The organism is Devosia sp. A16 (assembly GCF_001402915.1).
In the GTDB taxonomy this organism is placed as follows: Bacteria; Pseudomonadota; Alphaproteobacteria; order Rhizobiales; family Devosiaceae; genus Devosia_A.
In genome coordinates this window covers 2102893-2129054 of record NZ_CP012945.1, presented here as the reverse complement: position 1 = coordinate 2129054, position 26162 = coordinate 2102893, and the positions used below count along the sequence as shown (strand labels likewise).

Annotated in this window: 31 protein-coding genes and 1 riboswitch; of the genes, 20 read left to right on the top strand and 11 right to left on the bottom strand. The window is 66.0% G+C overall.

All coding sequences use genetic code 11. The annotated features are described in order from the left end of the window. Positions 1 to 235: 235 nt before the first annotated feature. The 3 genes from APS40_RS10355 (at position 236) to APS40_RS10345 (ending at position 2231) form a co-directional block, all read left to right on the top strand. The gene (locus tag APS40_RS10355) at positions 236 to 1009 is read left to right on the top strand and encodes a Bax inhibitor-1/YccA family protein (protein WP_055046968.1); all 774 of its coding nucleotides are present in this window, start codon (positions 236 to 238) and stop codon (positions 1007 to 1009) included. 141 nt (positions 1010 to 1150) lie between these two features. Next, on the top strand, positions 1151 to 1648 hold the full coding sequence (locus APS40_RS10350) for a GNAT family N-acetyltransferase (RefSeq protein ID WP_055046967.1): 498 nt from the start codon (positions 1151 to 1153) through the stop codon (positions 1646 to 1648). Further along, the gene (locus APS40_RS10345; protein WP_442855847.1) at positions 1584 to 2231 is read left to right on the top strand and encodes an AAA family ATPase; all 648 of its coding nucleotides are present in this window, start codon (positions 1584 to 1586) and stop codon (positions 2229 to 2231) included. The genes APS40_RS10350 and APS40_RS10345 overlap by 65 nt, the downstream gene beginning before the upstream one ends. An 81-nt stretch (positions 2232 to 2312) precedes the next feature. Here APS40_RS10345 and APS40_RS10340 read toward each other — a convergent pair whose 3' ends face one another. The 4 genes from APS40_RS10340 to acnA all read right to left on the bottom strand — a co-directional run bounded on the left by APS40_RS10340 (position 2313) and on the right by acnA (position 7418). Continuing rightward, on the bottom strand, positions 2313 to 2777 hold the full coding sequence (locus APS40_RS10340) for a GNAT family N-acetyltransferase (protein ID WP_236884235.1): 465 nt from the start codon (positions 2775 to 2777) through the stop codon (positions 2313 to 2315). Further along, a complete protein-coding gene (locus tag APS40_RS10335; RefSeq protein WP_055046965.1) occupies positions 2774 to 3172 on the bottom strand; it encodes a DUF2794 domain-containing protein in 399 nt (132 codons plus the stop codon). Before APS40_RS10335 ends, APS40_RS10340 begins: the two co-directional genes overlap by 4 nt. Before the next feature lie 425 nt (positions 3173 to 3597). Further along, positions 3598 to 4329, bottom strand: a complete 732-nt coding sequence (locus tag APS40_RS10330) for a DUF1223 domain-containing protein (RefSeq protein ID WP_055046964.1) — start codon at positions 4327 to 4329, stop codon at positions 3598 to 3600. A 323-nt stretch (positions 4330 to 4652) separates the two neighbouring features. Further along, positions 4653 to 7418 carry an aconitate hydratase AcnA gene (gene acnA / locus APS40_RS10325; protein ID WP_055046963.1) on the bottom strand — a complete coding sequence of 922 codons (2766 nt, stop codon included), beginning with the start codon at positions 7416 to 7418 and terminating at the stop codon, positions 4653 to 4655. Between the two features lie 193 nt (positions 7419 to 7611). Between acnA and ccmA the strand changes: the two genes are divergently transcribed. The 6 genes from ccmA (at position 7612) to APS40_RS10300 (ending at position 10820) form a co-directional block, all read left to right on the top strand. Beyond that, positions 7612 to 8229, top strand: a complete 618-nt coding sequence (ccmA, locus tag APS40_RS10320; RefSeq protein ID WP_055049625.1) for a heme ABC exporter ATP-binding protein CcmA — start codon at positions 7612 to 7614, stop codon at positions 8227 to 8229. Then, positions 8226 to 8879: a heme exporter protein CcmB gene (gene ccmB, locus APS40_RS10315; RefSeq protein ID WP_055046962.1), complete on the top strand. Its 654-nt coding sequence runs from the start codon at positions 8226 to 8228 to the stop codon at positions 8877 to 8879. The genes ccmA and ccmB overlap by 4 nt, the downstream gene beginning before the upstream one ends. A gap of 24 nt (positions 8880 to 8903) precedes the next feature. After that, a complete protein-coding gene (locus tag APS40_RS10310; RefSeq protein ID WP_055046961.1) occupies positions 8904 to 9683 on the top strand; it encodes a heme ABC transporter permease in 780 nt (259 codons plus the stop codon). Further along, the gene (locus APS40_RS24865; protein ID WP_156342902.1) at positions 9680 to 9853 is read left to right on the top strand and encodes a heme exporter protein CcmD; all 174 of its coding nucleotides are present in this window, start codon (positions 9680 to 9682) and stop codon (positions 9851 to 9853) included. The genes APS40_RS10310 and APS40_RS24865 overlap by 4 nt, the downstream gene beginning before the upstream one ends. After that, positions 9850 to 10389: a DsbE family thiol:disulfide interchange protein gene (locus APS40_RS10305; protein WP_335338181.1), complete on the top strand. Its 540-nt coding sequence runs from the start codon at positions 9850 to 9852 to the stop codon at positions 10387 to 10389. The genes APS40_RS24865 and APS40_RS10305 overlap by 4 nt, the downstream gene beginning before the upstream one ends. A 62-nt stretch (positions 10390 to 10451) precedes the next feature. Beyond that, positions 10452 to 10820 (top strand): hypothetical protein, encoded by a 369-nt coding sequence (locus APS40_RS10300; protein WP_055046960.1) that lies wholly within the window; start codon positions 10452 to 10454, stop codon positions 10818 to 10820. Between the two features lie 153 nt (positions 10821 to 10973). On the opposite strand, the gene APS40_RS10295 is transcribed toward APS40_RS10300, so the two are convergent. The 5 genes from APS40_RS10295 to APS40_RS10275 form a co-directional block, all read right to left on the bottom strand. Beyond that, positions 10974 to 11675 (bottom strand): septation protein A, encoded by a 702-nt coding sequence (locus tag APS40_RS10295; RefSeq protein WP_055046959.1) that lies wholly within the window; start codon positions 11673 to 11675, stop codon positions 10974 to 10976. Next, positions 11672 to 13132 carry a signal recognition particle-docking protein FtsY gene (gene ftsY / locus APS40_RS10290; RefSeq protein WP_055046958.1) on the bottom strand — a complete coding sequence of 487 codons (1461 nt, stop codon included), beginning with the start codon at positions 13130 to 13132 and terminating at the stop codon, positions 11672 to 11674. The genes APS40_RS10295 and ftsY overlap by 4 nt, the downstream gene beginning before the upstream one ends. Further along, complete coding sequence (gene mtaB, locus APS40_RS10285) at positions 13132 to 14397, bottom strand: tRNA (N(6)-L-threonylcarbamoyladenosine(37)-C(2))-methylthiotransferase MtaB (RefSeq protein WP_055046957.1); 1266 nt, start codon at positions 14395 to 14397, stop codon at positions 13132 to 13134. Before mtaB ends, ftsY begins: the two co-directional genes overlap by 1 nt. Next, entirely contained in the window at positions 14397 to 15290 is an 894-nt protein-coding gene (gene dapF, locus APS40_RS10280; RefSeq protein WP_055046956.1) for a diaminopimelate epimerase, read from the bottom strand. Before dapF ends, mtaB begins: the two co-directional genes overlap by 1 nt. A 347-nt stretch (positions 15291 to 15637) precedes the next feature. Further along, positions 15638 to 16183, bottom strand: coding sequence for a DUF2087 domain-containing protein (locus tag APS40_RS10275; RefSeq protein WP_055046955.1), 546 nt, complete (start codon positions 16181 to 16183; stop codon positions 15638 to 15640). Positions 16184 to 16433: 250 nt separating this feature from the next. Between APS40_RS10275 and APS40_RS10270 the strand changes: the two genes are divergently transcribed. The 6 genes from APS40_RS10270 to trmD all read left to right on the top strand — a co-directional run bounded on the left by APS40_RS10270 (position 16434) and on the right by trmD (position 20685). Continuing rightward, positions 16434 to 16712, top strand: a complete 279-nt coding sequence (locus APS40_RS10270) for a hypothetical protein (RefSeq protein WP_055046954.1) — start codon at positions 16434 to 16436, stop codon at positions 16710 to 16712. Continuing rightward, on the top strand, positions 16712 to 17197 hold the full coding sequence (locus tag APS40_RS10265; protein WP_055046953.1) for a class I SAM-dependent methyltransferase: 486 nt from the start codon (positions 16712 to 16714) through the stop codon (positions 17195 to 17197). Before APS40_RS10270 ends, APS40_RS10265 begins: the two co-directional genes overlap by 1 nt. A gap of 237 nt (positions 17198 to 17434) precedes the next feature. Next, positions 17435 to 19039 carry a signal recognition particle protein gene (gene ffh / locus APS40_RS10260; RefSeq protein WP_055046952.1) on the top strand — a complete coding sequence of 535 codons (1605 nt, stop codon included), beginning with the start codon at positions 17435 to 17437 and terminating at the stop codon, positions 19037 to 19039. A gap of 42 nt (positions 19040 to 19081) precedes the next feature. Further along, a complete protein-coding gene (gene rpsP / locus APS40_RS10255; RefSeq protein ID WP_055046951.1) occupies positions 19082 to 19465 on the top strand; it encodes a 30S ribosomal protein S16 in 384 nt (127 codons plus the stop codon). Between the two features lie 3 nt (positions 19466 to 19468). Beyond that, entirely contained in the window at positions 19469 to 20008 is a 540-nt protein-coding gene (rimM, locus tag APS40_RS10250) for a ribosome maturation factor RimM (protein ID WP_236884234.1), read from the top strand. Beyond that, a complete protein-coding gene (trmD, locus tag APS40_RS10245) occupies positions 20005 to 20685 on the top strand; it encodes a tRNA (guanosine(37)-N1)-methyltransferase TrmD (protein ID WP_055046950.1) in 681 nt (226 codons plus the stop codon). The genes rimM and trmD overlap by 4 nt, the downstream gene beginning before the upstream one ends. A gap of 9 nt (positions 20686 to 20694) precedes the next feature. Here trmD and APS40_RS10240 read toward each other — a convergent pair whose 3' ends face one another. Both APS40_RS10240 and APS40_RS25175 read right to left on the bottom strand, forming a co-directional pair. Beyond that, on the bottom strand, positions 20695 to 21234 hold the full coding sequence (locus APS40_RS10240) for a copper chaperone PCu(A)C (RefSeq protein WP_082434324.1): 540 nt from the start codon (positions 21232 to 21234) through the stop codon (positions 20695 to 20697). A gap of 40 nt (positions 21235 to 21274) precedes the next feature. Further along, a complete protein-coding gene (locus APS40_RS25175; RefSeq protein ID WP_055046949.1) occupies positions 21275 to 21652 on the bottom strand; it encodes a hypothetical protein in 378 nt (125 codons plus the stop codon). Positions 21653 to 21721: 69 nt separating this feature from the next. Then, a riboswitch (cobalamin riboswitch) is annotated at positions 21722 to 21927 on the top strand. 58 nt (positions 21928 to 21985) lie between these two features. Between APS40_RS25175 and APS40_RS10230 the strand changes: the two genes are divergently transcribed. The 5 genes from APS40_RS10230 to APS40_RS25600 all read left to right on the top strand — a co-directional run bounded on the left by APS40_RS10230 (position 21986) and on the right by APS40_RS25600 (position 26160). Beyond that, positions 21986 to 22570: a HupE/UreJ family protein gene (locus APS40_RS10230; protein WP_082434323.1), complete on the top strand. Its 585-nt coding sequence runs from the start codon at positions 21986 to 21988 to the stop codon at positions 22568 to 22570. 200 nt (positions 22571 to 22770) lie between these two features. Beyond that, a complete protein-coding gene (rplS, locus tag APS40_RS10225) occupies positions 22771 to 23316 on the top strand; it encodes a 50S ribosomal protein L19 (protein WP_055046947.1) in 546 nt (181 codons plus the stop codon). Between the two features lie 214 nt (positions 23317 to 23530). Further along, positions 23531 to 24145, top strand: a complete 615-nt coding sequence (locus APS40_RS10220) for a hypothetical protein (RefSeq protein WP_055046946.1) — start codon at positions 23531 to 23533, stop codon at positions 24143 to 24145. 221 nt (positions 24146 to 24366) lie between these two features. Next, positions 24367 to 25170: a hypothetical protein gene (locus APS40_RS10215; protein WP_055046945.1), complete on the top strand. Its 804-nt coding sequence runs from the start codon at positions 24367 to 24369 to the stop codon at positions 25168 to 25170. Between the two features lie 132 nt (positions 25171 to 25302). Then, positions 25303 to 26160, top strand: a complete 858-nt coding sequence (locus tag APS40_RS25600; protein WP_082434322.1) for a PadR family transcriptional regulator — start codon at positions 25303 to 25305, stop codon at positions 26158 to 26160. Positions 26161 to 26162: the final 2 nt, after the last annotated feature.

Sequence of the window (26162 nt, the reverse complement as noted above, 5' to 3'; positions counted from 1 at the left end):
TGGAACGTAGCGAGGCAGCATGGCCGCTGCAAGACAAGCCGCACAGTTCAGCCGAGCGGCTGCCTCGTGAGGAGAGCAGCCCCGGATAAGCCGTTGAAGAACTGCGACATTAGCGACCGCCGAGGGGCGGCCCCGCGGTCTTGTATTGTCCGGGGTGTGCCCTCATATTGTGTGATCGACGGCAGAGGCTCGGAGGAGCGCCCCGTCACGTCGCCAGGAAAGGGATTTATTCGTCATGGCTGAATTCGACCGTCCGACTATCGCCGCTCAGCGGGCCGGAACCGCCGCGGCCATCGATGAGGGCCTGCGCAGCTATATGCTGAAGGTCTACAATTATATGGGCATCGGGCTCGTGGTGACCGGCGTGGTCGCCTACTTCGCCAATGCCTGGTCCACCACCACCGACCCCGCGCAGGCGGTGGGCCAGCTGGCCAACGGCACGCTGGTCACCCAGTGGGGCTCGCTCATCTACGCCTCGCCCCTGCAGTGGGTGATCATGTTCGCGCCGCTCGCTTTCGTCCTGGTGCTGAGCTTCGGCATCAACCGGCTGTCCGGCGCCACCGCGCAGCTGCTGTTCTGGGTGTTTGCGGCCGTCATGGGCCTCAGCCTCTCGTCGATCTTCATGGTCTATACCGATGCCTCGATCGCCAAGGTGTTCTTCATCTCGGCGGCGACGTTCGGTGCGATGAGCCTCTACGGCTACACCACCAAGCGTGACCTCACGAGCATCGGCAACTTCCTGATCATGGGCCTGATCGGCCTGATCATCGCCTCGATCGTCAACATCTTCCTTGCCTCGAGCATGCTCGACTTCGCCATCTCGGCGATCGGCGTGCTGATCTTCGTCGGCCTCACCGCCTACGATACGCAGAAGGTCAAGGAGAGCTACGACGAGGGCCTTGGGACCGAGGTGCTGCAGAAGTCGGCGGTGATGGGCGCGCTGTCGCTCTACCTCGACTTCATCAACCTGTTCCTGATGCTGCTCCGCCTGTTCGGCAACCGGGAGTAATCGCCCGGCGCTTTCAGGAAGAGTCGTGAGACTCTTCCGCCTCGAAAGCGGGACTGATGGAAGGAATCAGCAAGTCTGATTGGAAATTTCGGGGGCCGCGATCTACCAGAGATCGCGGCCCCTTCGTTTTGCGAGCTCCCGATGTCCGACGTCGTCTTCCGTCCCTTCACCTGGTCCGACGTGCCCGCGATCACCGCGATCTACCGTCCCTATGTCGAGGAGACGGTCATCACCTTCGAGACCGAGGTGCCGCCCGAGACCGAAATGGCCGAGCGGTTCGGCAAGCTCAAGGCGCTCGGCCATCCGCTGATCGTCGCCGAACGGTCGGGCGAGGTGATGGGCTACGCCTATGCCTCGTTCTACCGGCCGCGCGCCGCCTATCGTTTCACCTGCGAGGATTCGATCTACCTGCGCCAGGACGCGGTGGGGCAGGGGATCGGCGGGCGGTTGCTCGACGAGCTGATGGCGCAGAGCCGCGCCGCCGGGTTCAAGCAGATGATCGCGGTGATCACCGCCGAGCGCGCCAACTCGGTGCGGCTGCACGAGAAGGCAGGTTTCCGCCACGTCGGCCGCTATGAAGCGGTGGGTTACAAGTTCGACCGCTGGCTGGATATCGTCCACCTGCAGAAGGCGCTGTGAGCGCGTCCCCCCGGGCTGGAGGTCTATCTGCATGAATGGATGCTTCATCATCACAGGGACGCCTGGTGCTGGAAAGACCACCGTGTCGCGGCTCGTGGCCGAGCGCCTGGAGCGGTCGGCCCGCATCGACGGAGACGTCATGGCGCAGCTCATGGTCAATGGCCGTGCCAACAATCTCGATGAGCACGGTAACTGGAACCCCGGCCCCGAAGGCAAAAGGCAGTTGCAACTGCGAATGATCAACGCGTGCTCGGTAGCGAACAACTTCTCGGAGGCGGGCTTCACGCCGGTCATCGACACAGTTGTGGAAGTACGTGAGGAGTTGGAGTTCCTGGTCAACCGATTGACGGCCCGCCCCGTTATGCTCGTGGTTCTCGCGCCGCCGCTCCAAGTGGCTCAATACCGCAACGCAACCCGTCCGGAGCGCCAGCGGGTGAGCTACGACTTCTCCCACACCGCCGCCAACATGCGTCGGGAGATCGGGGGTGACGGATGGTGGTTGGACTCAGGCGATCTGACGCCCGATGAAACTGCGGACCTCATCGTCGCCGAGGCCGCGAAGCGAGCCGTCGTCGACGTCTGAGACGCATCGAGGCCGTCGCCGCGCCGGCGCCGGCCCAGCATCGCCGCTGTTGCGTTCCCGTCTCGGCCAGCGCTGCCGTTTCTAGAACCGCTTCTCCATCGGGTAACACAGCATGCCGCGATCGGCCTCGGCCGGGCCGGCATCCTGCCAGCCATTGGCGAGGTAGAAGCGGTGGGCGGTGCCGGTGCTGGTGAGCCTCGCACGGTCGGCACCCGAGGCGCGAATGCGGTCCTCCAGCGCGGCGAGCAGGGCCTTGCTGACCCCCTGGAAGCGGTGGGCCGGCGCGACGTAGTTGAGGGCGATCTCGTCGGACCCATTGAGGCAGCCGACGGCAGCGAGCTCGCCGTCGCGTTCGGCGACCAGCAGCAAGGCGCCCGGTCGCTCCAGCATCCTCAGCACCATCTGTGGGGTCTTGTTGCGCAGCCAGCCGCTCAAGATCTCAGCATCGTCGCGGTGGTCGGCATCGCACAACTCGCGGATCGAAGCGATGAGCACGGCGCTCATCGCCGGCGCATCGGCCGGCACGGCCGGACGAATGGCGATCATTTGACCAGGGCGAGTTCCAGGACGCGGAGCACGGTGGAGAGGTCATGGCCGCGTTTCAGAATGCGGCCCTCCTGGCTCAGCACCATGTACTGGCCCTGCTTGAGGCGCAGCCTGGGGTTCTTCTCGACCACATAGAGCGGCCGCTCGGAGGCGCGCTTGTAGATCGAGAACAAGGCCCGGTCGCGCAGGAAATCGATGGCGTAGTCGCGCCACTCGCCGTCGACGACCTTGCGGCCGTAGAGGTTGAGGATGGTCTGCAATTCCCTGCGGTCGAAGGTGACCGCCGGTGTGAAACGGTTGGGATTGGCCGGCTGGGACCCGGCAGCAGCAGGGCTCGCCGCCGCCGCGAAGTCGATGAGTAACCCTGATCCAGACTGCTCGGGTTCGTCCACCATACCTTGGCCTCGTCACCTCCCTGTCATGATCGCGTCATTCGCACCGCTTGGCAAGCCGGTGCGACAGATCTGTGCGGAGGGCCGAGGTTCGTGCCGCAAGGGTTAACGCAGAAATCCCATTTCGGTCACAATCCCTCCCCGTTGACGCCAGATTGGCCCGGCATCTTATCAGCATTGCCTCCAGTGGCCGGCAAGCGGGCTGACCGAGCCCCCAAACCACGATGCTCGTTTGCCGGCCGCCTCTTACATGCACAGTCATTCTCCTCCCGCCTGCGCAAGCTGGCGGGAGTTTTGTTTTGCGGGGTGCGAAAGGCCGAAGCGAGGTTTGGTTCAGAGCACTTCACTTGCCCCCAAACCCAGCCGGTGGGTGGGTCAGAGGCCGATCCCGGCGGTTATGCCCGGTGGAACCTAAATCGCCAAACGCTTCAGCGGGTAAAGCTTGCGGCGCCGAGGATCGGGCCCGGCAGGCCGGCGCGATCCGCCTGGATCAGGATGACGGCACCGTTGGAGCGGCCGGTCAGCACTTCGGAAAGCGGCAGGGTCAGTTCGGCGCCGGCATCGGCCTTCCACATGCCCAGCACCTGGCGACCGGTGACGATCTGCGTATAACCGACTTTCTTGCCCTCGTTCTCGCCGCGTTCGATGGTGACGTCGGCGTGGTCGAGGAAGGTGACGAGCCAGATCATTGCATCGGTCTCGCCTGGCTTGCCGGGAACCGAGATCTGCAGCATGTCGTCGGCGGCTTCCACCAGCTTGACGTCAAGCGGCAGCGAGGCGCCGCCCAGAGCCTTGGTCACGGCGTCGCGCTTGGAGCCGACGAGACCGCCCTTGCCATTGACCACCAGCTGCGGCGTGAAGATCCGGGAGGAGCCCCAGCTCTCGGCATAGTCACGCTGGCGGTCGGAGTTCTCCTTGGTGCCGAAGGTGTCTTCCCAGCCGATATAGTCCCAGTAGTCGACGTGATAGGCGAGAGCGAGCACGTCGGGGCGCTTGCTCATCTCGGTGAGCATGGCGTCGGCCTTGGGGCAGGAGGCGCAGCCCTGCGAGGTGAACAGCTCCAGCACGGCCTTGGGCGCAAGCTTGATCTCGCCCGCAAGGGTGGGGGAGAGCAGGGCAAGCGAAAGGGAGACGCCGCAAAGGATCGAACGAAAAAGCATGGCGACGTTTGTAGGCAGGCGGGTTGTCCCGCGCGAGTCAAATCGGCGCGACCTGCCGTGATGGGGAAAAAGGGGGATGGAGCGGCAGACTGCGAGCTGAAGCTTCCGAGCGTGCCGATGCACCGGCTGTGCCTCAATCGCCCCCTCGCCCCCTTGGGGAGAGGGCGGCGGATGAGGCCGAAGGCCTCGTCCGCGGGGTGAGGGGCGCCAAGCGCGAGGAAGGTTGTGGGAACGCTGGAGGATAAGCCCGCGTGCTTGGCTACCCCTCACCCTGACCCTCTCCCCAGCGGGGAGAGGGGACGATGGAGTCGTGGACCGTGCGCCTAGGCCGCGACCAGGTTGCGCAGTACGTAGTGCAGGATGCCGCCGTGCTGGTAGTACTCGAGCTCGTTCACCGTATCGATGCGGCAGCGGGTCGAGACTTCCTCGATGCGGCCGTCGGCGCGCACGATCTTCACCTTGACGGTGGAGCGCGGGGTCAGCGTGGTGAGGCCCTCGATCGTCACCGTCTCGCTGCCGTCGAGATGCAGGGTCTGCCAGCTCTCGCCGTCGGCGAACTGCAGCGGCAGGACGCCCATGCCGATCAGGTTCGAGCGGTGGATGCGCTCGAAGCTCTGGGCGATGACGGCGCGGACGCCGAGCAGGCGGGTGCCCTTGGCGGCCCAGTCACGCGACGAGCCGGTGCCGTACTCCTTGCCGGCGAAGATCACCAGCGGCGTGTTCGACTTCTGGTAGGCCATGGCGGCGTCGTACATCGGCATCACCTCGCCGGTCGGGCCCTTGGTGAAGCCGCCTTCGACGCCCGGCACCATCTGGTTCTTGATGCGGATATTGGCGAAGGTGCCGCGCATCATCACCTCGTGGTTGCCGCGACGGGCGCCATAGGAGTTGAAATCCTTGGGCGCCACCTGGCGCTCGACCAGGTATTTGCCGGCCGGCGTGCCGGCCTTGAACGAGCCGGCGGGCGAGATGTGATCGGTGGTGATCGAGTCGAGGAAGAGGCTCAGCACGCGCGCTTCCTGGATGTCGGTGACCGGCGCCGGCTCCATGGTCAGACCCTCGAAATAGGGCGGGTTCTGCACATAGGTGGAGCTCGAGTTCCAGCGATAGGTCTCGCCGCCGTCGACGGCGATGGCCTGCCAGTTCTCGTCGCCCTTGAACACGTCGGAGTAGCGGCCGAGGAACATCTTGGGGGTGATCACCGTGCGAACGATGTCGGCGATCTCCTGGTTGGTCGGCCAGATGTCCTTGAGATAGACGGGCTTGCCGTCGGAACCCGTGCCGAGCGGGTCGGTGGCGAGGTTCTTGTTCATGGTGCCGGCGATGGCATAGGCGACGACCAGCGGCGGCGAGGCCAGGTAGTTGGCGCGCACGTCGGGGTTGACCCGGCCTTCGAAGTTGCGGTTGCCCGAGAGCACCGAGGCGGCGACCAGGTCGTTGGCGTTGATGCACTCCGAGATGGCTTCCGGCAGCGGGCCGGAATTGCCGATGCAGGTGGTGCAGCCATAGCCGACGAGGTTGAAGCCGAGCGCGTCGAGATCGGCCGAGAGGCCAGCGGCATTGAGGTAGTCGGTCACCACCTGCGAGCCGGGCGCCAGCGAGGTCTTGACCCACGGCTTCGACGTCAGCCCCTTGGCGCGCGCCTTGCGGGCGAGAAGCCCGGCCGCGATCAGCACGTTGGGGTTCGAGGTGTTGGTGCACGAGGTGATCGCGGCGATCACCACATGGCCGTCGTTGAGGCCGTATTTCTCGCCCCGGACCGGCAGCGTCGCCTCTTCGGGGATATCGTCGACGCCGGTCGCGCCTTCATCGACGAAGCGGCTCTCGGCCTTCGACTCCGGCAGCGCGGTGCGCTCCTTGCGGCCACCGGCCAGATCCTTCATCGCCTCGGCGAATTTCGGCGCCGCATCGACCAGCGAAACGCGGTCCTGCGGGCGCTTGGGGCCCGAGAGCGAGGGAACGACGGTGGCGAGGTCGAGCGACAGCGTGTCGGTGAACAACGGATCGGGGCTGTCGGTGGTGCGGAACATGCCCTGCGCCTCCGAATAGGCCTTCACCAGGGCCACCCGGTCGGCGTCGCGGCCGGAGGTCTCGAGATAGGCGAGGGTGTCGCTGTCGACCGGGAAGAAGCCGCAGGTGGCGCCGTATTCCGGGGCCATGTTGGCGATCGTCGCCTGGTCTTCGAGGCTCAGGTAGTCGAGGCCGGGGCCGTAGAATTCGACGAACTTGCCGACCACGCCTTTCTTGCGCAGCATCTCGGTGACGGTCAGCACCAGGTCGGTGGCGGTGATGCCCTCGTTGATCTTGCCGGTCAGCTTGAAGCCGATGACCTCGGGGATCAGCATGGTAATGGGCTGGCCGAGCATCGCCGCTTCGGCCTCGATGCCGCCGACGCCCCAGCCGAGCACGGCGAGGCCGTTGACCATGGTGGTGTGGCTGTCGGTGCCGACCAGCGTGTCGGGGTAGGCGTAGAACTCGCCGGTGGTCTCGTCCTTGCGGGTCCAGACGGTCTGGGCCAGGTATTCGAGGTTCACCTGGTGGCAGATGCCGGTGCCGGGCGGCACGACGCGGAAGTTGTCGAAGGCCTTCTGGCCCCAGCGCAGGAACTCGTAGCGCTCGCCGTTGCGCTCATATTCGAGATCGACGTTCTGCAGGAAGCTCAGCGGCGTGCCGAAGCTATCGACCATCACCGAGTGGTCGATGACCAGGTCGACCGGCACCAGCGGGTTGATCTTCTGCGGGTCGGCGCCGAGCTTGGCGGTGGCGTCGCGCATGGCGGCGAGATCGACCACGGCGGGGACGCCGGTGAAATCCTGCATCAGCACGCGGGCCGGACGGTAGGAAATCTCGTGCTCGGAAATGCGGGTGCGCAGCCAGTCGGCGACGGCTTCGATATCGGCGCGGGTGACGGTAACGCCGTCCTCGAAGCGCAGCAGGTTTTCCAGCACCACCTTCATCGAGTGCGGCAGCTGCGAGACGCCCTTCAGCCCGTTCTGTTCCGCCAGCGGAATGGAGAAGTAGCTGTAGGTCCTGTCCCCGACGGTGATCGTGGTTCTGGACTTGAAGCTGTCGAGGGATTTCGAGGTCACGGGTGTCGCCTTCACGCGCTGGTGTTGCAGGCGCCGCCCGGTCCTGACGCCGGACCGAAAAAGGCCCGGGAGACCGGGGGCAGAGGACGTCTGACTGGAAGCATTCCAATCTAGGGCTGGCTTATAGAGAAACTACATGACGCTTGCCAGTGGTGACTTGGGTTCATTAGGCATGGCGGCCATGAACCAGCCGATGCCCGTTTCCGAGGCCTTTCAACCGCATCTCAGTGTTCGCGGCCTCAGCGTGCGGCGCGGCGAGCGATGGTTGTTCACCGATCTCGATTTTGCGCTGGGCCCGGGCGGCGTTCTGCTGCTGCGCGGGCCCAACGGGGTGGGCAAGTCGACATTGCTGCTGGCGCTCGCCGGGATCGTGCGGCCCGATGCCGGGAGCATCGAGGGGGCCGAGCCGACCGAGCTGCACCTCGTCAACTACCAGAGCGGGCTGAAGGGCCGGCTGACGGTCGGCGAGAACCTGAAATTCTGGCAGGCGATGAACGGGGCGAACGGGCTCGCCGTGGAGGCGGCGCTGGACATGGTGGGGATCGGCGGCCTCGGCGGGCTGGAGGCCGGCTACCTCTCCTCCGGACAGCTCCGGCGGCTGTCGCTGGCGCGGCTCCTGGTGAGTGCGCGGCCGATCTGGCTGCTGGACGAGCCGAGCGCCGCACTGGATGCCGCGGGCGAGGCGCTGCTCGGCCGACTGATCGATGCGCATCGGGCGCAGGGCGGCATCGCGGTGATCGCCACTCACCAGGACCTGTCGCTGGCCGACCCCGCGGGGATCGAGACGCTGACCCTGGGGGGCGCGAGATGAGCGCCTTCCTGGCCCTGATCGGGCGCGACCTGAAGCTGGCGTTCCGGGCCGGCGGCGAGGCGCTGACGCTGGTGCTGTTCTTCGTCATGGTGGCGGTGATCGTGCCGTTCGCCATCGGGCCGGACCGGCCGCAGCTCAGCCGGCTGGCACCGGGCATCGTCTGGATCGCGGCATTCCTGTCGATGCTGCTGGGGCTCGACCGGCTGTTCCGCAATGACGACGAGGATGGCGCGCTGACCCTGCTGCGGCATGCCGACCTGCCGCTCGAAGCCGTGGTTGCCGCAAAAGTGATGGCCCACTGGCTGGTGACGGCGCTGCCGCTGCTGCTGGCGACGCCGGTATTGGCGCTGCTGCTGTCGATGTCGTGGACGCAGTGGGGGCAGACGGTGCTGGCGCTCGCCATCGGCACGCCGGCGCTGGTGAGCTTCGGCGCGCTGGGCGCCGCGGTGACCGTGGGGTTGCGCAGGGGCGGGCTGATCGCCCCGGTGCTGATCCTGCCGCTGTCGATTCCGGTGATGATCTTCGGGGTCGGCATGACCGATCCGCTCGCCGGGGGTGGCGCGACATTGTTCCTCATTGCCTTGAGCCTCGTGGTGACGGCCTTCTCACCCTTCGCGGCCGCGCTTGCCTTGCGCGTGGCCGGGGAATAGAGCCAAGCCTGAAAAGCGAGTGCCATGTCCGTCGATACCGTTAAACAACCCCACTGGTTCAGCCGCCTGGCGCATCCGGGGCAGTTCCTCGCCTGGTCGCGCTATCTGGTCTGGCCGCTGGCCATCGCCACCCTGCTGAGCTTTGCCATCGGGTTGTGGTTCGCCTTCTTCAACTCGCCCGAGGACTACCAGATGGGCGACATGGTGCGCGTCATGTACGTGCACGTGCCGAACGCCTGGCTGAGCCAGCTGGTCTATGGGGTGATGGCGGTTTCGGCGCTCGGCACGCTGGTCTGGCGACACCCGCTGGCCGACGTCGCCAACAAGGCGGCGGCGCCGCTCGGCGCCGTGTTCACCGCGCTGGCGCTCTATACCGGGGCGCTCTGGGGCCGGCCGACCTGGGGCACGTTCTGGGAATGGGACGGGCGGATGACCTCGACGCTGGTACTGCTGCTGATCTATCTGGGCATCATCGCGCTGTGGCGAGCCTTCGACGACCAGCTGAAGGCGGGGCGGATCATCGCCATCGTCACCCTGGTCGGGGCGCTCAACATCCCGGTGATCAAGTTCTCGGTCGACTGGTGGAATACGCTGCACCAGCCGGCGAGCGTGTTCACCGCCTCGGGGCCGAAAATGCCGGCTTCGATTCTCACGCCGCTTCTCGTGATGATGCTGGCCTTCACGCTGCTGTTCGCGCTGCTGCAGGTGGTGCGAATGCGCACCGAGATCCTGCGCCGGCGGGCCGAAACGCTGAGCCGCCAGGCCGCCTTCAGCGCCCCCTCAGGATCAGGAGCCGCCAAATGATCGCCGAAGGCGCACATCTCGAGTTCATCGTCTGGGCCTATGCCGGGGTCGCCGTGCTGACGCTGGCGCTCTGCGGCTACGTCGCCTGGGACGCCCGGCGGGTGAAGCAGCGGCTGGCCGAGCTCGACAAGGCCGGGATTCGTCGGCGGTCGGCAGGATCGAACAGTTGAAGCGTGTCCTGCTCGCCGTTCTGCCGCTGCTGCTGCTGGTCGGGCTGGTGGCCGTGTTCGCGCTGAACATGGACCGCGACCCCAGCCTCGTGCGCTCGGTGCTGATCAACAAGCCGGCGCCGTCCTTCACCCTGCCCGCCGTGCCCGGCTCCGGCGTCGAGGGGTTCGACACCGCTTCGCTCAAGGGCGAGGTGACGGTGGTCAACGTGTTCGCCAGCTGGTGCATCCCATGCCGCGAGGAGCACCCGCTGCTCGAGCGGCTGCGGGCCGAGACCGGGGTGCGGATTTTCGGCATCAACCAGAAGGATGCGCCCGAGAATGCCGTGGCGTTCCTCACCGAGCTGGGCAACCCCTATCAGCGGATCGGCGGCGACACCGACAACCGGGTGTCGATCGACTGGGGCGTCTATGGCGTGCCGGAGACCTTCATCGTCAATGCCGCCGGGGTGATCACCTTCAAGCATGTCGGGCCGATCTCGCCCGAGTCGCTGGAAAAGGAAGTGATCCCGGCGATCGAGAAGGCCAAAGCCGGCTGAGGCCGGGAACTTCCGCCAAGCGCCGCACATTCTGTCTTCATCACAAGATGAGGAGAGACATCATGCAAACCAGCTCCAGCCTGCGCTTCGTCGAACAGGGCATGCGCGTATTCGACCGCGAGCACCACGAGATCGGCAAGGTCGAGTGGGTGCAGTTCGGCGAAGACGACCCCGAAACGCCGGAAGTGGAAGCCAGCGGCCCCTCGGCCGGACGCGAGGACGACACGCTGGTCGATGTGCTCGCCCGCGCCTTCAGCGACGACAATGTTCCCGAAGAAGTGCGCGACCGGCTGGCACACCAGGGCTTCGTCCGCATCGATGCCGATGGGCTGTTCGCCGCCGATCGCTATGTGATGCCGGAGCAGATCGACTCGGTGTCGAGCGACGGGCTGATGCTGAACGTCAGCAAGGACGAGCTGCTCAAGCACTAAGCTGGGAAAAGGCCCCCTCACCCGCCGCTTCGCGGCGACCTCTCCCCCAAGGGAGAGGTGGTGCTGAGGCACGATCTCGCCTCACCGTCACCTCTCCGAGGGGCAGAGGTCGGCCGAAAGCCGGGTGAGGGGGCCTTCCCGGGTAAAGAACGACTACGGCAGCGGGTCCATCGGGGGGATGACCTCGATGGGCTCTTTCGGATCGGCGGCGTATTTGGTGAGCAGCGGCAGCTGCAGCATCGAGAAGACGATGGTGATCGGCATCACCGCCCAGAGCTTGAAGCCGGCATAGAACTTGTCGGCCGCGTCGGGGTCGGTGAAGAACAGGCTCGAACCGCGCCAGGCGACTTCATTGAGGAACGCCAGGAGGAAGAAGAACAGCCCCCAGCGCATGGTCATCACCTGCCAGCCCTTGGGCTGCAGGTGATACACCTCGCCGAAAACGTATTTCAGCAGCGACTGGCCGAACACCAATCCGCCGAGCAGGGTGGCCCCGAACAGCGAGTTGACGATCGTCGGCTTGATCTTGATGAACAGCGAATCCTGCAGCAGCAGGGTCAGCGTGCCGAAGATCAGCACGACGATCAGGGTCACCAGCGGCATCACCGCGACGCGCTTGAAGACCAGCCAGGAGATGCCGAGCGAGATCACCATGGCGACCATGAAGGGCGCGGTGGCGAAGATGATCGGGCTGGCGAACATCGAACGCAGCATCGGGCTGGCGTCGAGCCAGCTCTCGCCGAACGTGGTGCACAGGAAAAACACCAGCAGCGGGCCGAGCTCGAGGCCGATGCGGATCAGCTGGGGCCTGAGTTCCGCCCAGTTCACCTCGGCGTCTTTGGTTTCTTCGGTCATTCTGCGGTCCTTGCGATCGCGGCGGCAAAGTCACGCGCGGCGAACGGCTCGAGATTGTCGACACCCTCGCCCACCCCGATGAAGTGCACCGGCATGGCGAACTTGCGCGCAATGGCGACGAGGATGCCGCCGCGCGCGGTGCCGTCGAGTTTGGTCATCACCAGGCCGGTGACGCCGGCACGTTTGCCGAAGATTTCGACCTGATTAAGGGCGTTCTGCCCGGTGGTGGCGTCGAGCGTCAGCAATGTCGCATGCGGCGCCGACGGCTCGACCTTCTTAATCACGCGGATGATCTTTTCGAGCTCGCTCATCAGCTCGTCGCGGTTCTGCAGTCGGCCGGCCGTGTCGATGATCAGGATGTCGGCGCCCTCCGCCTGGGCGCGCTCCACCGCTTCATAAGCAAGACCGGAGGCGTCGGAGCCGGCAGGCTTCTTCACCACCGGAGCGCCGGTGCGGTCGCCCCAGACCTGCAACTGCTCGATGGCGGCGGCACGGAAGGTGTCGCCCGCTGCAAGCATCACCTTCTTGCCCTCGGCCCGATAGAGGCTCGCGAGCTTGCCGATGGTGGTGGTCTTGCCGGTGCCGTTCACCCCGACCATCAGGATCACGTAGGGTTTCTTCGTGGCATCGATCACCAGCGGCTGCGCCACTGGATCGAGGACCTTGACGATCTGGGTCGCCAGCACATCGCGCACTTCGTCCGACGAGATGTCGCGATCGAAGCGGTCGCGGCGCAGCGCCTCGGTGACATCGGTCGCCATGTCGACGCCGAAATCGGACTGGATCAGGATGTCCTCGAGGTCATCGAGCATCGCCTGATCGAGCCGCTTCTTGGTGAAGACGGCGGCGATCGAACCGGTCAGCTGATCGGATGAGCGCTTCAGCCCGGAGGCGAGGCGCTGCAGCCAGTTCTGCTTCTTCGGCGGTTCGGCGGGAGCCGGGGTCGGGACCGGAGGAACCGGCGCGGGCTCAGGGGCCTGCTGCTCCTCCACTTCCTCGATATAGGCGGGCGTTGCCTCGGGCGGGCCGGCGGGCGGTTCGGCGCCGGTCTCGATCGGGCCTTCGATGGTCCGGCCCTCGTCGTGCAGCGCCTCTTCGAGAGCGATCTCCTGGTCCGGCGGGAGAACCAGCGGTGCGGCCTCGACGATATCGTCGAGAATGATGTCGGCGACCAGCTCGTCCTCGACCGAGGGCTCGGCAGGTGGCTGCGGCGGAGCGGGCGGGGCCGGCGGCACCTCGGGCGTCACCAGCATCCCGGCCTCGTGCATCGCTGCTTCGAGCGCGATTTCCTGGTCGGGCGGTAGCACCAGCGGGGCCGCCTCGACGACCTCGTCGAGGACGATATCGGCTTCGAGATCCTCGGCGACACTGTGCTCGGGTGGCGGCGGGGGCGGAGTCGGCTTGTCGCCGCCGCCGAACAGGCGCTGGAAGAAGCCCTTTTTCTTTTGCTCGGCCATCAGGCTGCAGACCTCAATGCTTCGCCGACGAGGTTGCCATCGACGAAATGGGTAATACGGGCGGGCACGATCTCTCCCGGGCTGTGGCCCGGCAGCATGCAGGTGACGAACTGTTCCTGCCGGCCGATGCCATCCTTTTCGATCAGAACGTTCTCGACCATGCCGATGCGCGACAGGGCCAGCTTTTCGTACTGGGCATCGCCGACCGCGCGCAGCCGTGCGGCGCGCTCGCGGGCAATGCGGCCATCGACCTGCGGCATGCGCGCCGCCGGAGTGCCGGGCCGCGGGCTGTAGGGAAAGACGTGGAGGTAGGTGAGCTCGGCTTCGGTGACGAAGCTCAGCGAGTTCTCGAACATCTCGTCGGTCTCGGTGGGAAAGCCGGCAATGATGTCGGCGCCGAGAACGATGTCGGGCCGCAGCGCGCGGAGTTTGTGAACCACCTCAAGCGCGTCGGCCCGCGAGTGCCGGCGCTTCATGCGCTTCAGAATCAGGTCGTCGCCCGACTGCAGGGAAAGGTGCAGGTGAGGCATCAAACGGCGATCCGACGCTATGGCGTCATAGAAAGCCGGATCGGCCTCGATCGAGTCGATCGAGGAGATGCGCAGCCGCGGCAGGTCCGGCACGTGGCGCAGGATCTGCTGGGTCAGCTTGCCCAGTGTCGGGGTGCCCGGCAGGTCCGGACCATAGGACGTGATGTCGACGCCGGTGAGGACGACTTCCCGATACCCGTTGCCGACCAGCTTTTTGATCTGCTCGACCACGAGGCCCATCGGCACCGAGCGCGATGGCCCGCGGCCGAAGGGAATGATGCAGAAGGTGCAGCGGTGGTCGCAGCCGTTCTGCACCTGGACGAAGGCGCGGGCCCGGCCATCCATGCCCTCGATCAGGTGCGCGGCGGTCTCGCGCACGCTCATGATGTCGTTGACCTGCACCTTGTCGTTGAGCGGCAGGCCGAATGCTAGGGGAGCATAGCTTTCCGCCTTCAGCTTGTCGGCATTGCCGATGACCAGGTCGACTTCGGCCATGTCGCCGAACGAGCGCGCCTCGGTCTGGGCGGCGCAGCCGGTGACGATGATGCGGCGTTCCGGATTGTCGCGCCTGGCCTTGCGGATAGCCTGCTTGGCCTGCCGCACCGCTTCGGCGGTCACGGCGCAGGTATTGATGATGATGGTGTTGTCGAGCCCCGCCTTCTCCGCCTCGGCCTTCATCACTTCGCCTTCATAGGCGTTGAGGCGGCAGCCGAAGGTCAGCGTTTCGATGGACATCAGGCCGAGACCTGGGTGCTGGTCGAATCCTGATCGCGCCGCCAGGTGCCGGCGAAAGGCTCGAACGTGCCGGAGAACTCGAACTCGGCCGGGCCGGTGAGCAGCACATGGTCATCGGCGCGCCACTCGATGACGAGATCGCCGCCGGGAAGCGTGACCGTCGCCTTGCGGCCGGTCCGATGGGTGCGGGCACCGTTGACCAGTGCGGCGCAGGCAGCGGTGCCGCAGGCCCGGGTCAGCCCGGCGCCCCGTTCCCAGGTCCTGAGGATAATATGGTCGGGCGCCACCACCTGGGCGATCGAGATATTGGCCCGCTCGGGAAAGATCGGATGGTTTTCGAGCAGCGGGCCGAAGCGGTCGAGCGCGTAGTTCCACACGTCGTCCTCGACCCAGAAGGTGGCGTGCGGATTGCCCATCGAGGCGACCGATGGGGTGTGGAGGATCGGCGCGTCGATCGGCCCGATCTGCAGCTCGATGCCGGTGGTGTCGTAGAACTCCTCGGCCAAAGGGATCTCTTCCCAGCCGAAGCGGGGCTTGCCCATGTCGACGGTGATCGAGCCGTCCGGGTGCTCGTCGCCGGTGAGGATGCCGGCGAGGGTTTCGAAGACGAAGTGCTTTTCGCCCGTCTCGGCGCTCAGCGCCTGCACGACGCAGCGCATGCCGTTGCCGCAGGCCTGGGCCAGCGAGCCATCCGAGTTGATGATCTCGATGTAATGGGCGGTGCCTGGCGTACGCGGGTCATGGATGGCCATGATCTGATCGTAGCGGGTGGCCGGGTCGGCATTGAGGGCCACCGCCGCCGCCGGGGTGATCCGATCGGCGCGACCGCGCATGTCGGCGACGATGATCTCGTTGCCGAGCCCGTTCATCTTGAGGAATGGGGCGGTGGACATGGGCCTGACCTGTTGGGTCTCAGTTGAGGCTGTATATGGCGGAACTGACACGAAAATGCCAGTGGCGGGGGTGACGCGGTTCCGTCCACCCGTCGAGCCGGCGCAAGAAGAGTACCCCCACCCTGTCCCGGCCATTCGAGCGTAGCTCTCATGACCTTCTCCCCTCAAATCGCTCCACTGGAGCGATTTGCCCTGCGGGACGGCTCGAGCCCCGCAAGGGGGAGGCGACTGGCGCTCGCTTGTCTTCGCCCAACGACCCCCGGTGTGGGCTGTCGGCGTCTCCCTCCCCCTTGTGGGGAGGGACAGGGGTGGGGGTATTCTTCCCGCACAGATCCAGGCGCCATTCGCTACTTCGTCACCCGCGCCGCCAGATGTGCCAGCAACGATTTCAGCTCCGGAGGCGGTGCCTGTTCGATGCGGCGGTACTCGCGGCCATCGACGGTGCGTTCGAGCATTCTTGCATCGACCATGGCGCGGCGGATCAGCGCGTGGTCGCCGAAATCATGCCAGTCTCGGATGAGATCGCTGATCTCCCGTTCGCTGAAAGCCATGTCGGGAGGGATGCGCGACCAGAACACCCATTGGCAGAGGGTTTGCAGGTTGAACCGCGCCGGCCAACTCATCAACACACCTCTATCGTCGAAATAGCGTGCCGCTTTCTCCACCTGCCGAAGGTCCGCCGGCGGTGTGGGCGCCACGGCTGCTTCGAGGCGGCCGGCGGTGCCGGCATCGGCGCGCAGGTGCTGGTAGTTGGAAAAGCCGGCGGCCTTGGCGATGAGGTTCAACAGCTCGACATGGCTCGGCACGCCCTCATGCTGGGTCAGCGCTTGGCGGAGCGTCTTGGCGAAGGGCGACAGGTCATCCACCCGAAGGGGGACAGCGGTTCTGGTCATCACAACTCATCCTCGTCGTGCCGAACTCCCCGCAGGAAGGTTCGCGGTCGCCGGCTTGCGAGGCGGCACAGGACAAGTGCGTCTCACCAGGATGAAGCAGGTTTAGCTCCCCGGATGGGGCGGCGACGCCTGGGTGAACTGCGGACCCGGCCCCAGTTCTATCGCGACGGGCTGTGGGGAGCAAGCAGGCGGCCATGTTGAGGACATGTTCGGCCGTGCTAGTCCCGTCTGAGTCACGAGGAGTTGCGCCATGTTCTACCGGGCCTGGATTCACACCCCCAACCCGCAGCAGGAGCTGCTCTACCTGAGCGACCCGCGGGCACCGGGGGAAATGGGAGCGGCCCTGGCGGCCAACGGCTACCTCACCAGCCTCGCCGGCGAAGTTATGTGGGCGGGCTTCAATGCCGGCGATGTCAGCATCAAGACGTTCAGCTTCAAGGCGAAGGGGCAGGTGGTGCTGTTCGCGCGCCACCTGATCCGCCTCGACGAGGTGGTGATCGAGCCCGGCACGCAAGTCTCCGAGAGCTGATGGCCGAAATTGCGTTACGCCACCGCTGGGCGGTGGAGCTGCTGGAGCCCCGGCCCGGAGAGGTCGTGCTGGAGATTGGCTGCGGGCATGGCCTCGCCACCGGGCTGCTGCTGGCCGCTGGCGCCGACGTGGTGGCCGTCGAGCGGTCGGGCAAGATGCTGGCGGCGTGCATCAAGCGGAACGCCCGCAGCGGCCGGCTGACGGCGTTCGAGAGCGATTTCGAGAGCCTCGATCTCGGCCGGTTCGACGCGGCGCTGGCGGTGAACGTCGACTTCCCGCGACATAAGGATCGAGGCTGGGCCAGGAAATTCGGCGATGTGCTCAAGCCGGGCGGCCGGCTGGTGCTGGTACTGGAAGCGCCGGCGATCCAGACGGCAGACCGTTTCGCCACGTCCGCGGCGACCGCACTGACGGATGTCGGGTTTCGCGTCGACACCGAGCTGCGGCAGTCCGTCGTGGCGGTGCGGGGCGAGCGCATTCCTTGACTCGGCCGCATTTCCCCTCTATCGACCGCCACCATTCATCAGGTTCGAACGCCTGACTGCCGACCGGGACCCGCAAAGGTATAAAGAGATCCCGGAGGCGAACACCCGACAGCGCGATGCGCCCTCGGGTGGGTTTGGCGTTTGCGCTCGATGTCGCCATCCTCGGATGGCGGATACGACCAAGACTACCTATCTCCGGGTCCGGGGCAGCCCTGCAGCGGAACCAAAGGAACAAAAATGTTCGAAAGCCTTAGCGACCGGCTTGGGAAAATCTTCGAGGGCCTTCGAGGCCGCGGCGCACTCAACGAGAGCGACGTGGATGCGGCGCTGCGCGAAGTGCGCCGGGCGCTGCTCGAGGCCGACGTTTCCCTCGAGGTGGTGAAGGCTTTCGTCGAACAGGTGCGCGAGCGCGCCGTCGGTGCCGAGGTCACCCGTTCGGTGACGCCGGGCCAGCAGGTGGTCAAGATCGTCCACGACGAGCTGGTCAAGGTGCTCGGCGAAACGCAGGTGCCGATCGATTTCTCGACCACCCCGCCGATGACCATGCTGATGGTCGGCCTGCAGGGCGCGGGCAAGACCACGCTCTCGGCCAAGCTCGCCAAGCGCATGAAGGAGCGGCAGGGCAAGAAGGTCCTGATGGCTTCGCTCGACGATCGCCGTCCGGCGGCGAAAGAACAGCTGCGGGTGCTCGGCGAACAGATCGGCGTCGACACCCTGCCGATCCAGCTCAACGAAAAGCCGGTCGACATCGCCAGGCGCGCGCAGCGCGAGGGCAAGCTCGGCGGCTACGACGTGCTGATCCTCGATACGGCGGGCCGCACCCATATCGATGAAGAGCTGATGGAAGAGACGGCGGCAGTAAAGGCCGCCACCGAGCCGCACGAAATCCTGCTCGTCGCCGACTCGCTGACCGGCCAGGACGCGGTGAACCTGGCGCGCTCGTTCGACCAGCGCGTCGATATCACCGGTATCGTCCTCACTCGCGTCGACGGCGATGGCCGTGGTGGCGCGGCGCTGTCGATGCGGGCGGCGACCGGCAAGCCGATCAAGCTGATCGGTACCGGCGAAAAGATGGATGCGCTCGAGGATTTCCATCCCTCGCGCATCGCCGACCGCATCCTGGGCATGGGCGACATCGTCAGCCTGGTCGAGAAGGCAGCCCAGAACGTCACGGCCGAAGACGCGGCCAAGATGGCCAAGAAGCTCAAGAAGGGCGTCTTCGACCTCGAGGATCTGCGTAACCAGTTGCTGCAGATGAAGAAGATGGGCGGCATGGGCTCGCTCATGAACATGATGCCCGGCATGGGCCAGATGAAGAAGGCGATGGCCGGCGCCAATATCGACGAGAAGGTGTTCGACCGGCAGATCGCCATCATCGGCTCGATGACCAAGGCGGAGCGGGCGAACCCGGACCTGTTGAACGCCAAGCGGCGCATCCGCATCGCCAATGGTTCGGGCACCAAGGTCGAAGACGTCAACAAGCTGATGAAGCAGCACCGCCAGATGGCGGACATGATGAAGAAGGTGTCGAAGGGCGGCATGGGTTCGCTCGCCGGCATGTTCGGCGGCAAGATGGGCGGGATGATGCCGGGGCTCGGCAACATGCCGGATCCCTCGACCATGGACCCCAAGGAACTCGAGCAGCTGGCGCGGCGCATGGGCATCGACCCGGCATCGATTCCGCAGCAGGCGGAAGCTCCCAAGCAACTCACCCAGAACAAGCTGCCGACCGATGTCGGCCAGCTGCTCAAATCCGGCTCGGGGCTTCCCGGGCTTGGCGGCGCGCCGCGCTTCCCTGGCCTGCCCGGCCTCGGCGGCGGTTTCGTGCCGAAGAAGAAGTAACCAGAATATCCGCTAACGACTGATCATACGAAGGACTGAAGAATGTCGCTGAAACTCCGCCTTGCCCGCGCCGGCACCAAGAAGCGCCCCTATTACCACGTCGTCGTCGCCGACGCCCGTTCGCCGCGTGACGGCCGCTTCATCGAAAAGATCGGCAACTACGATCCCAAGCTCGCCGACAAGGACAAGCGCGTCACCCTCGTCACCGAGCGCGTGCAGCACTGGCTGAGCGTCGGGGCCCAGCCGACCGACCGCGTGGCGCGCTTCTTCGACGCCGCGGGCCTCATGAAGCGCGAAGCGCGCAACAACCCCGAGAAGGCCGTGCCGGGCAAGAAGGCGACCGAGCGTGCCGAGGCCAAGGCCAAGGCGATCGCCGACAAGGCCGCCGCCGACGCTGCGCCGGCTGCCGAAGCCACCTCCGAGTAAGCCGTGGCGCAGGCGGGCGACAACAAGCTCCTCATGGGCCGCATTGGCGCGGCCCATGGGATCAAGGGCGAAGTGCGCATCCAGTCCTTCACCGAGGACCCGCTGGCGCTGGCTTCCTACGGCCCGCTTTCGACCAACAAGCCGGGCCTCACGATCAGGATCCTCGCGGCCCGCACCACGACCAACGTGCTCGTGGCGCGGCTCGAGGGGGTCAACGACCGCAATGCGGCGGAGAAGCTGAACGGGGTCGAACTCTATGTCGACCGCGCGCTGCTGCCCGATCCCGATGACGACGACGATTTCTACCATGCCGACCTGATCGGGCTGAAGGCCCGGCTGGCCGACGGCTCGGAGATCGGCGAGGTGATGGCGGTGCCGAATTTCGGCGCCGGCGACCTGCTCGAAATCCGCGATCCCCGCTCGGGCGACACCTATCTCTATCCGTTCTCGAAGACCGTGGTGCCGGAAGTCCGGATCGCCGACGGCTACCTCACGATCGATCCGCCGATCGAGGCGGAGCCGGGCGAAGAAGAACCCGATTGAGCTTTTCGGCTTCGGTCATCACGCTGTTTCCCGAACTGTTCCCCGGTCCGCTCGGCGCCTCGGTGATCGGTCGCGGCATGGCCGAGGGACGCTGGAGCCTCGCGGCCACGCAGCTCAGGGACTTCGCCACCGACCGGCACCGGACGGTGGACGACACCCCGTCGGGCGGTGGCGCCGGGATGGTGCTGAAGCCCGATATCCTGGCCAAGGCCATCGATGCCGTATCGCCCCCAGGTGATTCCCGGCCACGCCTGCTGATGTCGCCCCGCGGCACGCCGCTGACCCAGGCGCGGGTGCGGGCGCTGGCGGCAGAGCCGGGGGTAGTGATCGTCTGCGGACGGTTCGAAGGCATCGACCAGCGGGTGATCGAGGCGCGAGGACTCGAGGAAGTCTCGATCGGGGACTACGTGCTGGCGGGCGGCGAGGTCGCCGCCATGGTGCTGCTGGAAGCCGTGGTGCGGCTGCTCCCGGGGGTGCTGGGTGCGGCGGAGAGCCATGCCGACGAGAGCTTCGAGAACGGGCTGCTCGAATATCCGCAATACACCCGGCCGCAACAGTTCGAGGGGCGCGAGATTCCCGAGGTGCTGACCTCCGGCGACCATGGCAAGGTGGCGAAGTGGCGGCGCGCCGAAAGCGAGAAGCTTACGCGGGCGCGCCGGCCGGATCTGCTGAGATAGCCCTCGGCGCTACTGCGCCGGCGACATGCCGTGGGCGGAGTGATCCATGCCACCCTCGGGCGGTGTGTCGGCGGCGCTGCCGGCGACGTTGAGCAGCACCGGCACCTCGCCGGCCTTTTCGAATTTCAGCGTCAGCTCAAGGCACTCACCCTCCTTGAACGGCGTGCCCACGCCCATCAGCATGGCGTGGTAGCCGCCCGGGGTCAGGGCGACGCTGCCGCCGGCGGGGATTTCGAGCCCGCCCTCGACCGGCCCCATCTTCATCATCTCGCCTTCCATCTTCATCTGATGGATTTGCACGGACTTGGCCGCTTCGGTGCTACCGCCCAGCAGCCGATCGGGGGCCGCGCCCTTGTTCTCGATGACGAAATAGCCCCCACCGACCTGGGCCTTGGGCAGCATGGCGCGGGTATAGGCGCCCGAGATGGTGAGATCGCCGGCGGTGAACACCTGGCCGATGGGGCAGCCATCATGCACCAGGCCCTCGTGGGCGAGCGTAGGGGTGACGGAGAGGAGGCCCAAAAGGGCCGGAACGATAAGCAGTTTCATGGGTCTGATCTTTCGATTGCGTTGAGGGGCGAAAGCAAGATCAGGCGCGGGGCGGGCCTCGCGCATCGAAGGAACGGGGCGGCGCTGCCGGCAGGCTGAGCGATGCCATGGCGCCCCAGGCGACGTCCGCCACCACCACGACCGGCGTCGCGACGGTGCAAGGCGGCGGCAGGTCGGCGCCGCCGCCGATGCGACAGGCGTGACAGGGGGCGTGCGCCTGGGGATCATCCGGAACGTCGCCGCAATAGCTCATGTCGAGCGCGGCGGTCAGGGTGTCGGGACCGGCCGAGGCCAGCGCCACCGGGGTGTGTGCGAAGCTCAGGAAGATGAGCGCGAGCACCAGCACTGCCCGCACCCCTTCGATTGCCATGTTCCGCGCCTGCTGCACCGGCGAGCATTCCTGTTCGACGCCGCTCATCTAGCGCAGCCGGGGGCTTGCCGTCATGCGGCAAATGCGCGGCGGGCAATTGATCTCCCCTCACAGAGGTGACAGAGATAGCGCGACGGTGCGCGGGTCTTCGAGTTGGAGTCCCCGCGTGAAACGGGAAGCCGGAAGCCCTTGGGGCGATGCCGGCGCCGCCCCCGCGACTGTAACGGGCCTGACTCTCACTCAGCGTGCCACTGGTTTGCGACTGGGAAGGTAGAGCGAGAGGTGCCCGGAGCCAGGAGACCGGCCGTCCGGTGGTGACCCAAACCGGGACCATCGCACACGAAAAAGCGCGGGACGGCGGGTCCCGAGATGGAGATATCTATGCGCGCACTTGTTGCCCTTCTGCTCATCGCCGTTCCGACGGCGGCTTTCGCCCATACCGGGCATGGCGATACCTCAGGCTTCCTGCACGGTTTCATGCATCCGGTCGGCGGGCTCGACCACATCCTTGCCATGGTGGCCGTGGGGGTGTTCGCCTATGTGCTGGGCGGCAAGGCGCTGTGGCTGGTGCCGCTGAGCTTCGTTGCGATGATGGCGGTCGGGTTCCTGCTCGGCCTCGGGCAGGTAGACGTGCCGTTCGTCGAATTGGGCATTGCGCTGTCGAGCGTGGTGATCGGCGGCGCGGCGGCGCTGGGCCGGCCGATGCCCGTGGTCGCTGCCTCGGCGTTGGTCGGGGTGTTCGCGATCTTTCACGGCCACGCGCATGGCGCGGAAATGCCGGTCGACGCCTCGGGCCTCGAATATGCGGCGGGCTTCATTATCGCAACAGCGCTGCTGCATGCGGCGGGTATCGCGGCGGCAATGGGCGTCACCAGACTGGTCGGCAAGTACGGCAGGACGGTTGCGCAGGTCGCGGGCGGCGCGTTCGCGCTGGGCGGCCTCGGCGTGCTCGCCGGCTGGCTCTGACCTGCCGCTCGTCCCGGCGAGCGACACGGAACTGACATCGAACGCCCGCGAGCGCTAGACTCGCGGGCGTTCTTCCTCTATAGCCCCGCTCGCCTGAGCTTCGGCTCGGCCAATAATGCATAAAAATCCGTGCAACCAAGACCGGGCGGTCGGCGCGAGCCGGCGAAACGCTCCTTTGAAAAAGACGAACGGAACATCAGATGTCCAAGATCATCGAACAGCTCAATCAGGAGCAGCACGACAAGCTGCTCGCCAAGGGCGCCCATCCGGAATTTACCCATGGCGATACCGTCAAGGTGTGGGTGAAGATCCGCGAAGGCGACAAGGAACGCCTGCAGGCCTATGAGGGCGTGGTCATCGCCCGCTCCGGCACCGGCATCATGGAAAGCTTCACCGTGCGCAAGATTTCGTACGGCGAAGGCGTGGAACGCGTGTTCCCGGTGCTCAGCCCCAATATCGATCGCGTCGAAGTGATCAAGCGCGGTAAGGTCCGTCGCGCCAAGCTCTATTATCTGCGCGACCGTCGCGGCAAGGCTGCCCGTATTTTCGAGAACCAGGGCGCCCGTACCAAGAAGATCGAAGCCGGCGAGCGCGAAGCCGCTCTCGAGGCCAAGAACGCCCGCGAGGCCGAGAAGATCGCCGCCGCCGAGGCCCTGGCCAAGGAACTCGCTCAGAAGGACGCCGAGGAAGCCGCCGCCGCTGCTGCTGCCGAGGCTGCCACTGCCACCGAGACGAAGGCCGAGTAATCGGTTTATGCACCTTTGAGTGGTCGTGGGTGTCGAACGGAAAAGTCTGCAACTTTTCCTGCGCCCACTCCACGCGTGCCACAGTTTGGGCACGAGCGCGACTAGAGTTCAGCCCGGCTCACGAGCCGGGCTTTTGATTCCGGGGTCTGGGAATGCCCCATATTCAGGTCTTTATGCACGCGAGATCGAAAGACCTCGCCATGGGGTAAGTGGAATGGACGCAGCTCTTCAGGACGCGGAAGAGAGGCGGCACCTCGCTGCGGAACTGCGCGAGGAAGCCCGCACCGTATTGGTCGAAACCGGCCTGCTCGACCTGCTCAACGCCCGCTTCGGCGAGGCGGTGGTCACCGGCAGCGCCGGCTACGACCTGATGGTGTGGCGCGACATCGACATTCATATGCCGTGCGAGGCGGAACGCTGGGCCGAGTGGGCGGGGCTTGCCGCCGACATCGCCATCCAGTTCGACCGGGCGGGATTGCAGCTGCACAAGGCCAGCTTCCTCAACGACTATGTCGAGCCGCATCCGCTCGGCGCCGGGCTCTACTGGGGCATCGAGTTCAAGGATTATGCCGGAAACCCCTGGAAGTGCGACATCTGGGGCTGGGAGCCGTTCGATTTCGCCGTGCGCCAGGCGCGCGACGCCAACCTCAGGGCCGATCTCTCCGCCTGCGACCGCGACCTGATCCTCAGGCTCAAGCACGAGGCGCGCGAGCGGCCGGGCTATTACGGGGTGATGGTCGGCAGCTTCGACATCTACCAGTTCGCGCTGGCCGGCGCCGGCGAGACGCTGGACGAACTTGAGGTGTGGAAGGGGCTGGTGGCGCAGTAGCCAGGTGCTGACTGCCGGCAGACGGCCCCCTCCCATCCTCCCCCATAAAGGGGGAGGTGCTCCGCCGGTGCGTTTGGCACGATCGCAGACAGAGCCTCGACTCTTCACCTCCCCCTTTATGGAGGAGGCCGGGAGGGGCCGTCTCTATCAGTCGGGTGCCCAAGACCGTCCGACTCCGCTATCAATCACTCCGGCAGCACCACAACGACCGGAGAGTTCCGATGCAATCCTTCATCTGCGTCACCTGTGGCGTGGGCCATGCGCCGTCCGAGCACCCGCCGGAGCGCTGCGCCATCTGCGATGACGAGCGGCAGTATGTGACTGCCGCCGGGCAGCGCTGGACGACGCTGGCGGAGCTCCAGGCTGGGCACACGATCGAGTTCAAGGAACAGGAACCGGGGCTGGTGGGGATCGGGGCGACGCCGTCGATCGCCATCGGGCAACGCATGCTGCTGATCCGCCAGCCGGGCGGCGGGATCCTGTGGGATTGCACGCCGCTGGTCACCGATGAGGCGGTCGCCCGGATCAAGGAGCTGGGCGGGGTGCGGGCGATGGCGATCTCGCACCCGCATTTCTATTCCTCGATGGTCGATTGGTCCGAGGCGCTGGGCGGCGTGCCGATCCACCTCCACGAGGCCAACCGGCAATATGTGATGCGGCCCTCCGAGCGCGTCAGCCACTGGCAGGGCGAGACGCTGGAGCTGGGCCAGGGTGTGACGCTGGTGCGAAGCGGCGGGCACTTCGTCGGCTCGACCGCACTGCATTGGAGCGGCGAAGACGGCAAGGGCGTGCTGATGACGGGCGACACCATCATGGTGGTGCCCGACACCCGCTGGGTGAGCTTCATGTACTCCTACCCCAACCTGATCCCGCTGTCGGCGCGCGAGGTCAACCGCATCGTCGGCACGGTCGAACCGTTCGCCTATGACCGGATCTATGCCGGCTGGTGGGACCGGGTGATGACGCACGACGCCAAGGCAAGGGTGCGGGCTTCGGCGGAGCGCTATGTGAAGGCGATCAGCTAGCCACAAGGTTGGGGCTGCCCCGCGTCTATCCGTCAGCACGTTGACTTAAGATATATCTTGCGAGCTATCTTGAAGCTCCCGTGGCCGAGGCATATCTTCCGGCTATCGTAAGATATATCTTGGAGATGTGATATGCATGATCACGACCACAGGTGGGACCGGAACTGGCGGCGCATGGAAGCCATGGCGCGGCGCGGGTTTCGCAAGTTCGGCAACTTCGACGCCAACATCAACCCCGGCGACTGGGGCGGCTTCGGGGGTAACTTCCGGATCGGGCGGATGCTCGCCTCGGGCGACCTGCGGCTGGTGGCGCTGTTCCTGATCGAGCAGCAGCCGCGGCACGGCTACGACCTGATCAAGGCGATCGAGGAGCACTCGCATGGCTTCTATTCGCCGAGCCCGGGTATCGTCTATCCGGCGCTGACCTATCTCGAGGAGGCGGGCTACGTGACCTCGGCCGCCGAGGGCAACAAGAAGCTCTATACCATCACCGAGGAAGGCCGGGCGCATCTCAACGACAATCGCGAGGCGATTCAGTCGACGCTCGATTTCCTCGCCAAGGCCGGCTCCGGCATGGAGCACCTCAGGGAGCGGATGGCGAGCCAGGACTTTCCGTTCACGCCCGGGGAGGCGGAGCAGTTCCGCGAGCGATTTCGCGGCATGGGGCGGGAATTTGGCCGGCGTGGCTGGTTCGGCGATCGCGGCGGCCCTGCGCCGGGCTCGGATCATTCCGAACGCCCGGAGCGGACGGAACACCACGAACACCATGAACACCACGACCACGAGCGCTACCACAGCCGGCCCGACCGTGATCTCGACGACGTGGCGCTGGAAGTGAACGAAGCCCGCAAGGCGCTCAAAAAGGCGATCAAGGAAGCGATCCGACGTGACCCCGACGAGGATCGCCGGGTGGCCGAGATCCTGCGCCGCGCCGTGCAGGAGATCCGTGCCGGCGATCAGGAGGATACGACGGAAGTCGACCTCGGCTAGAC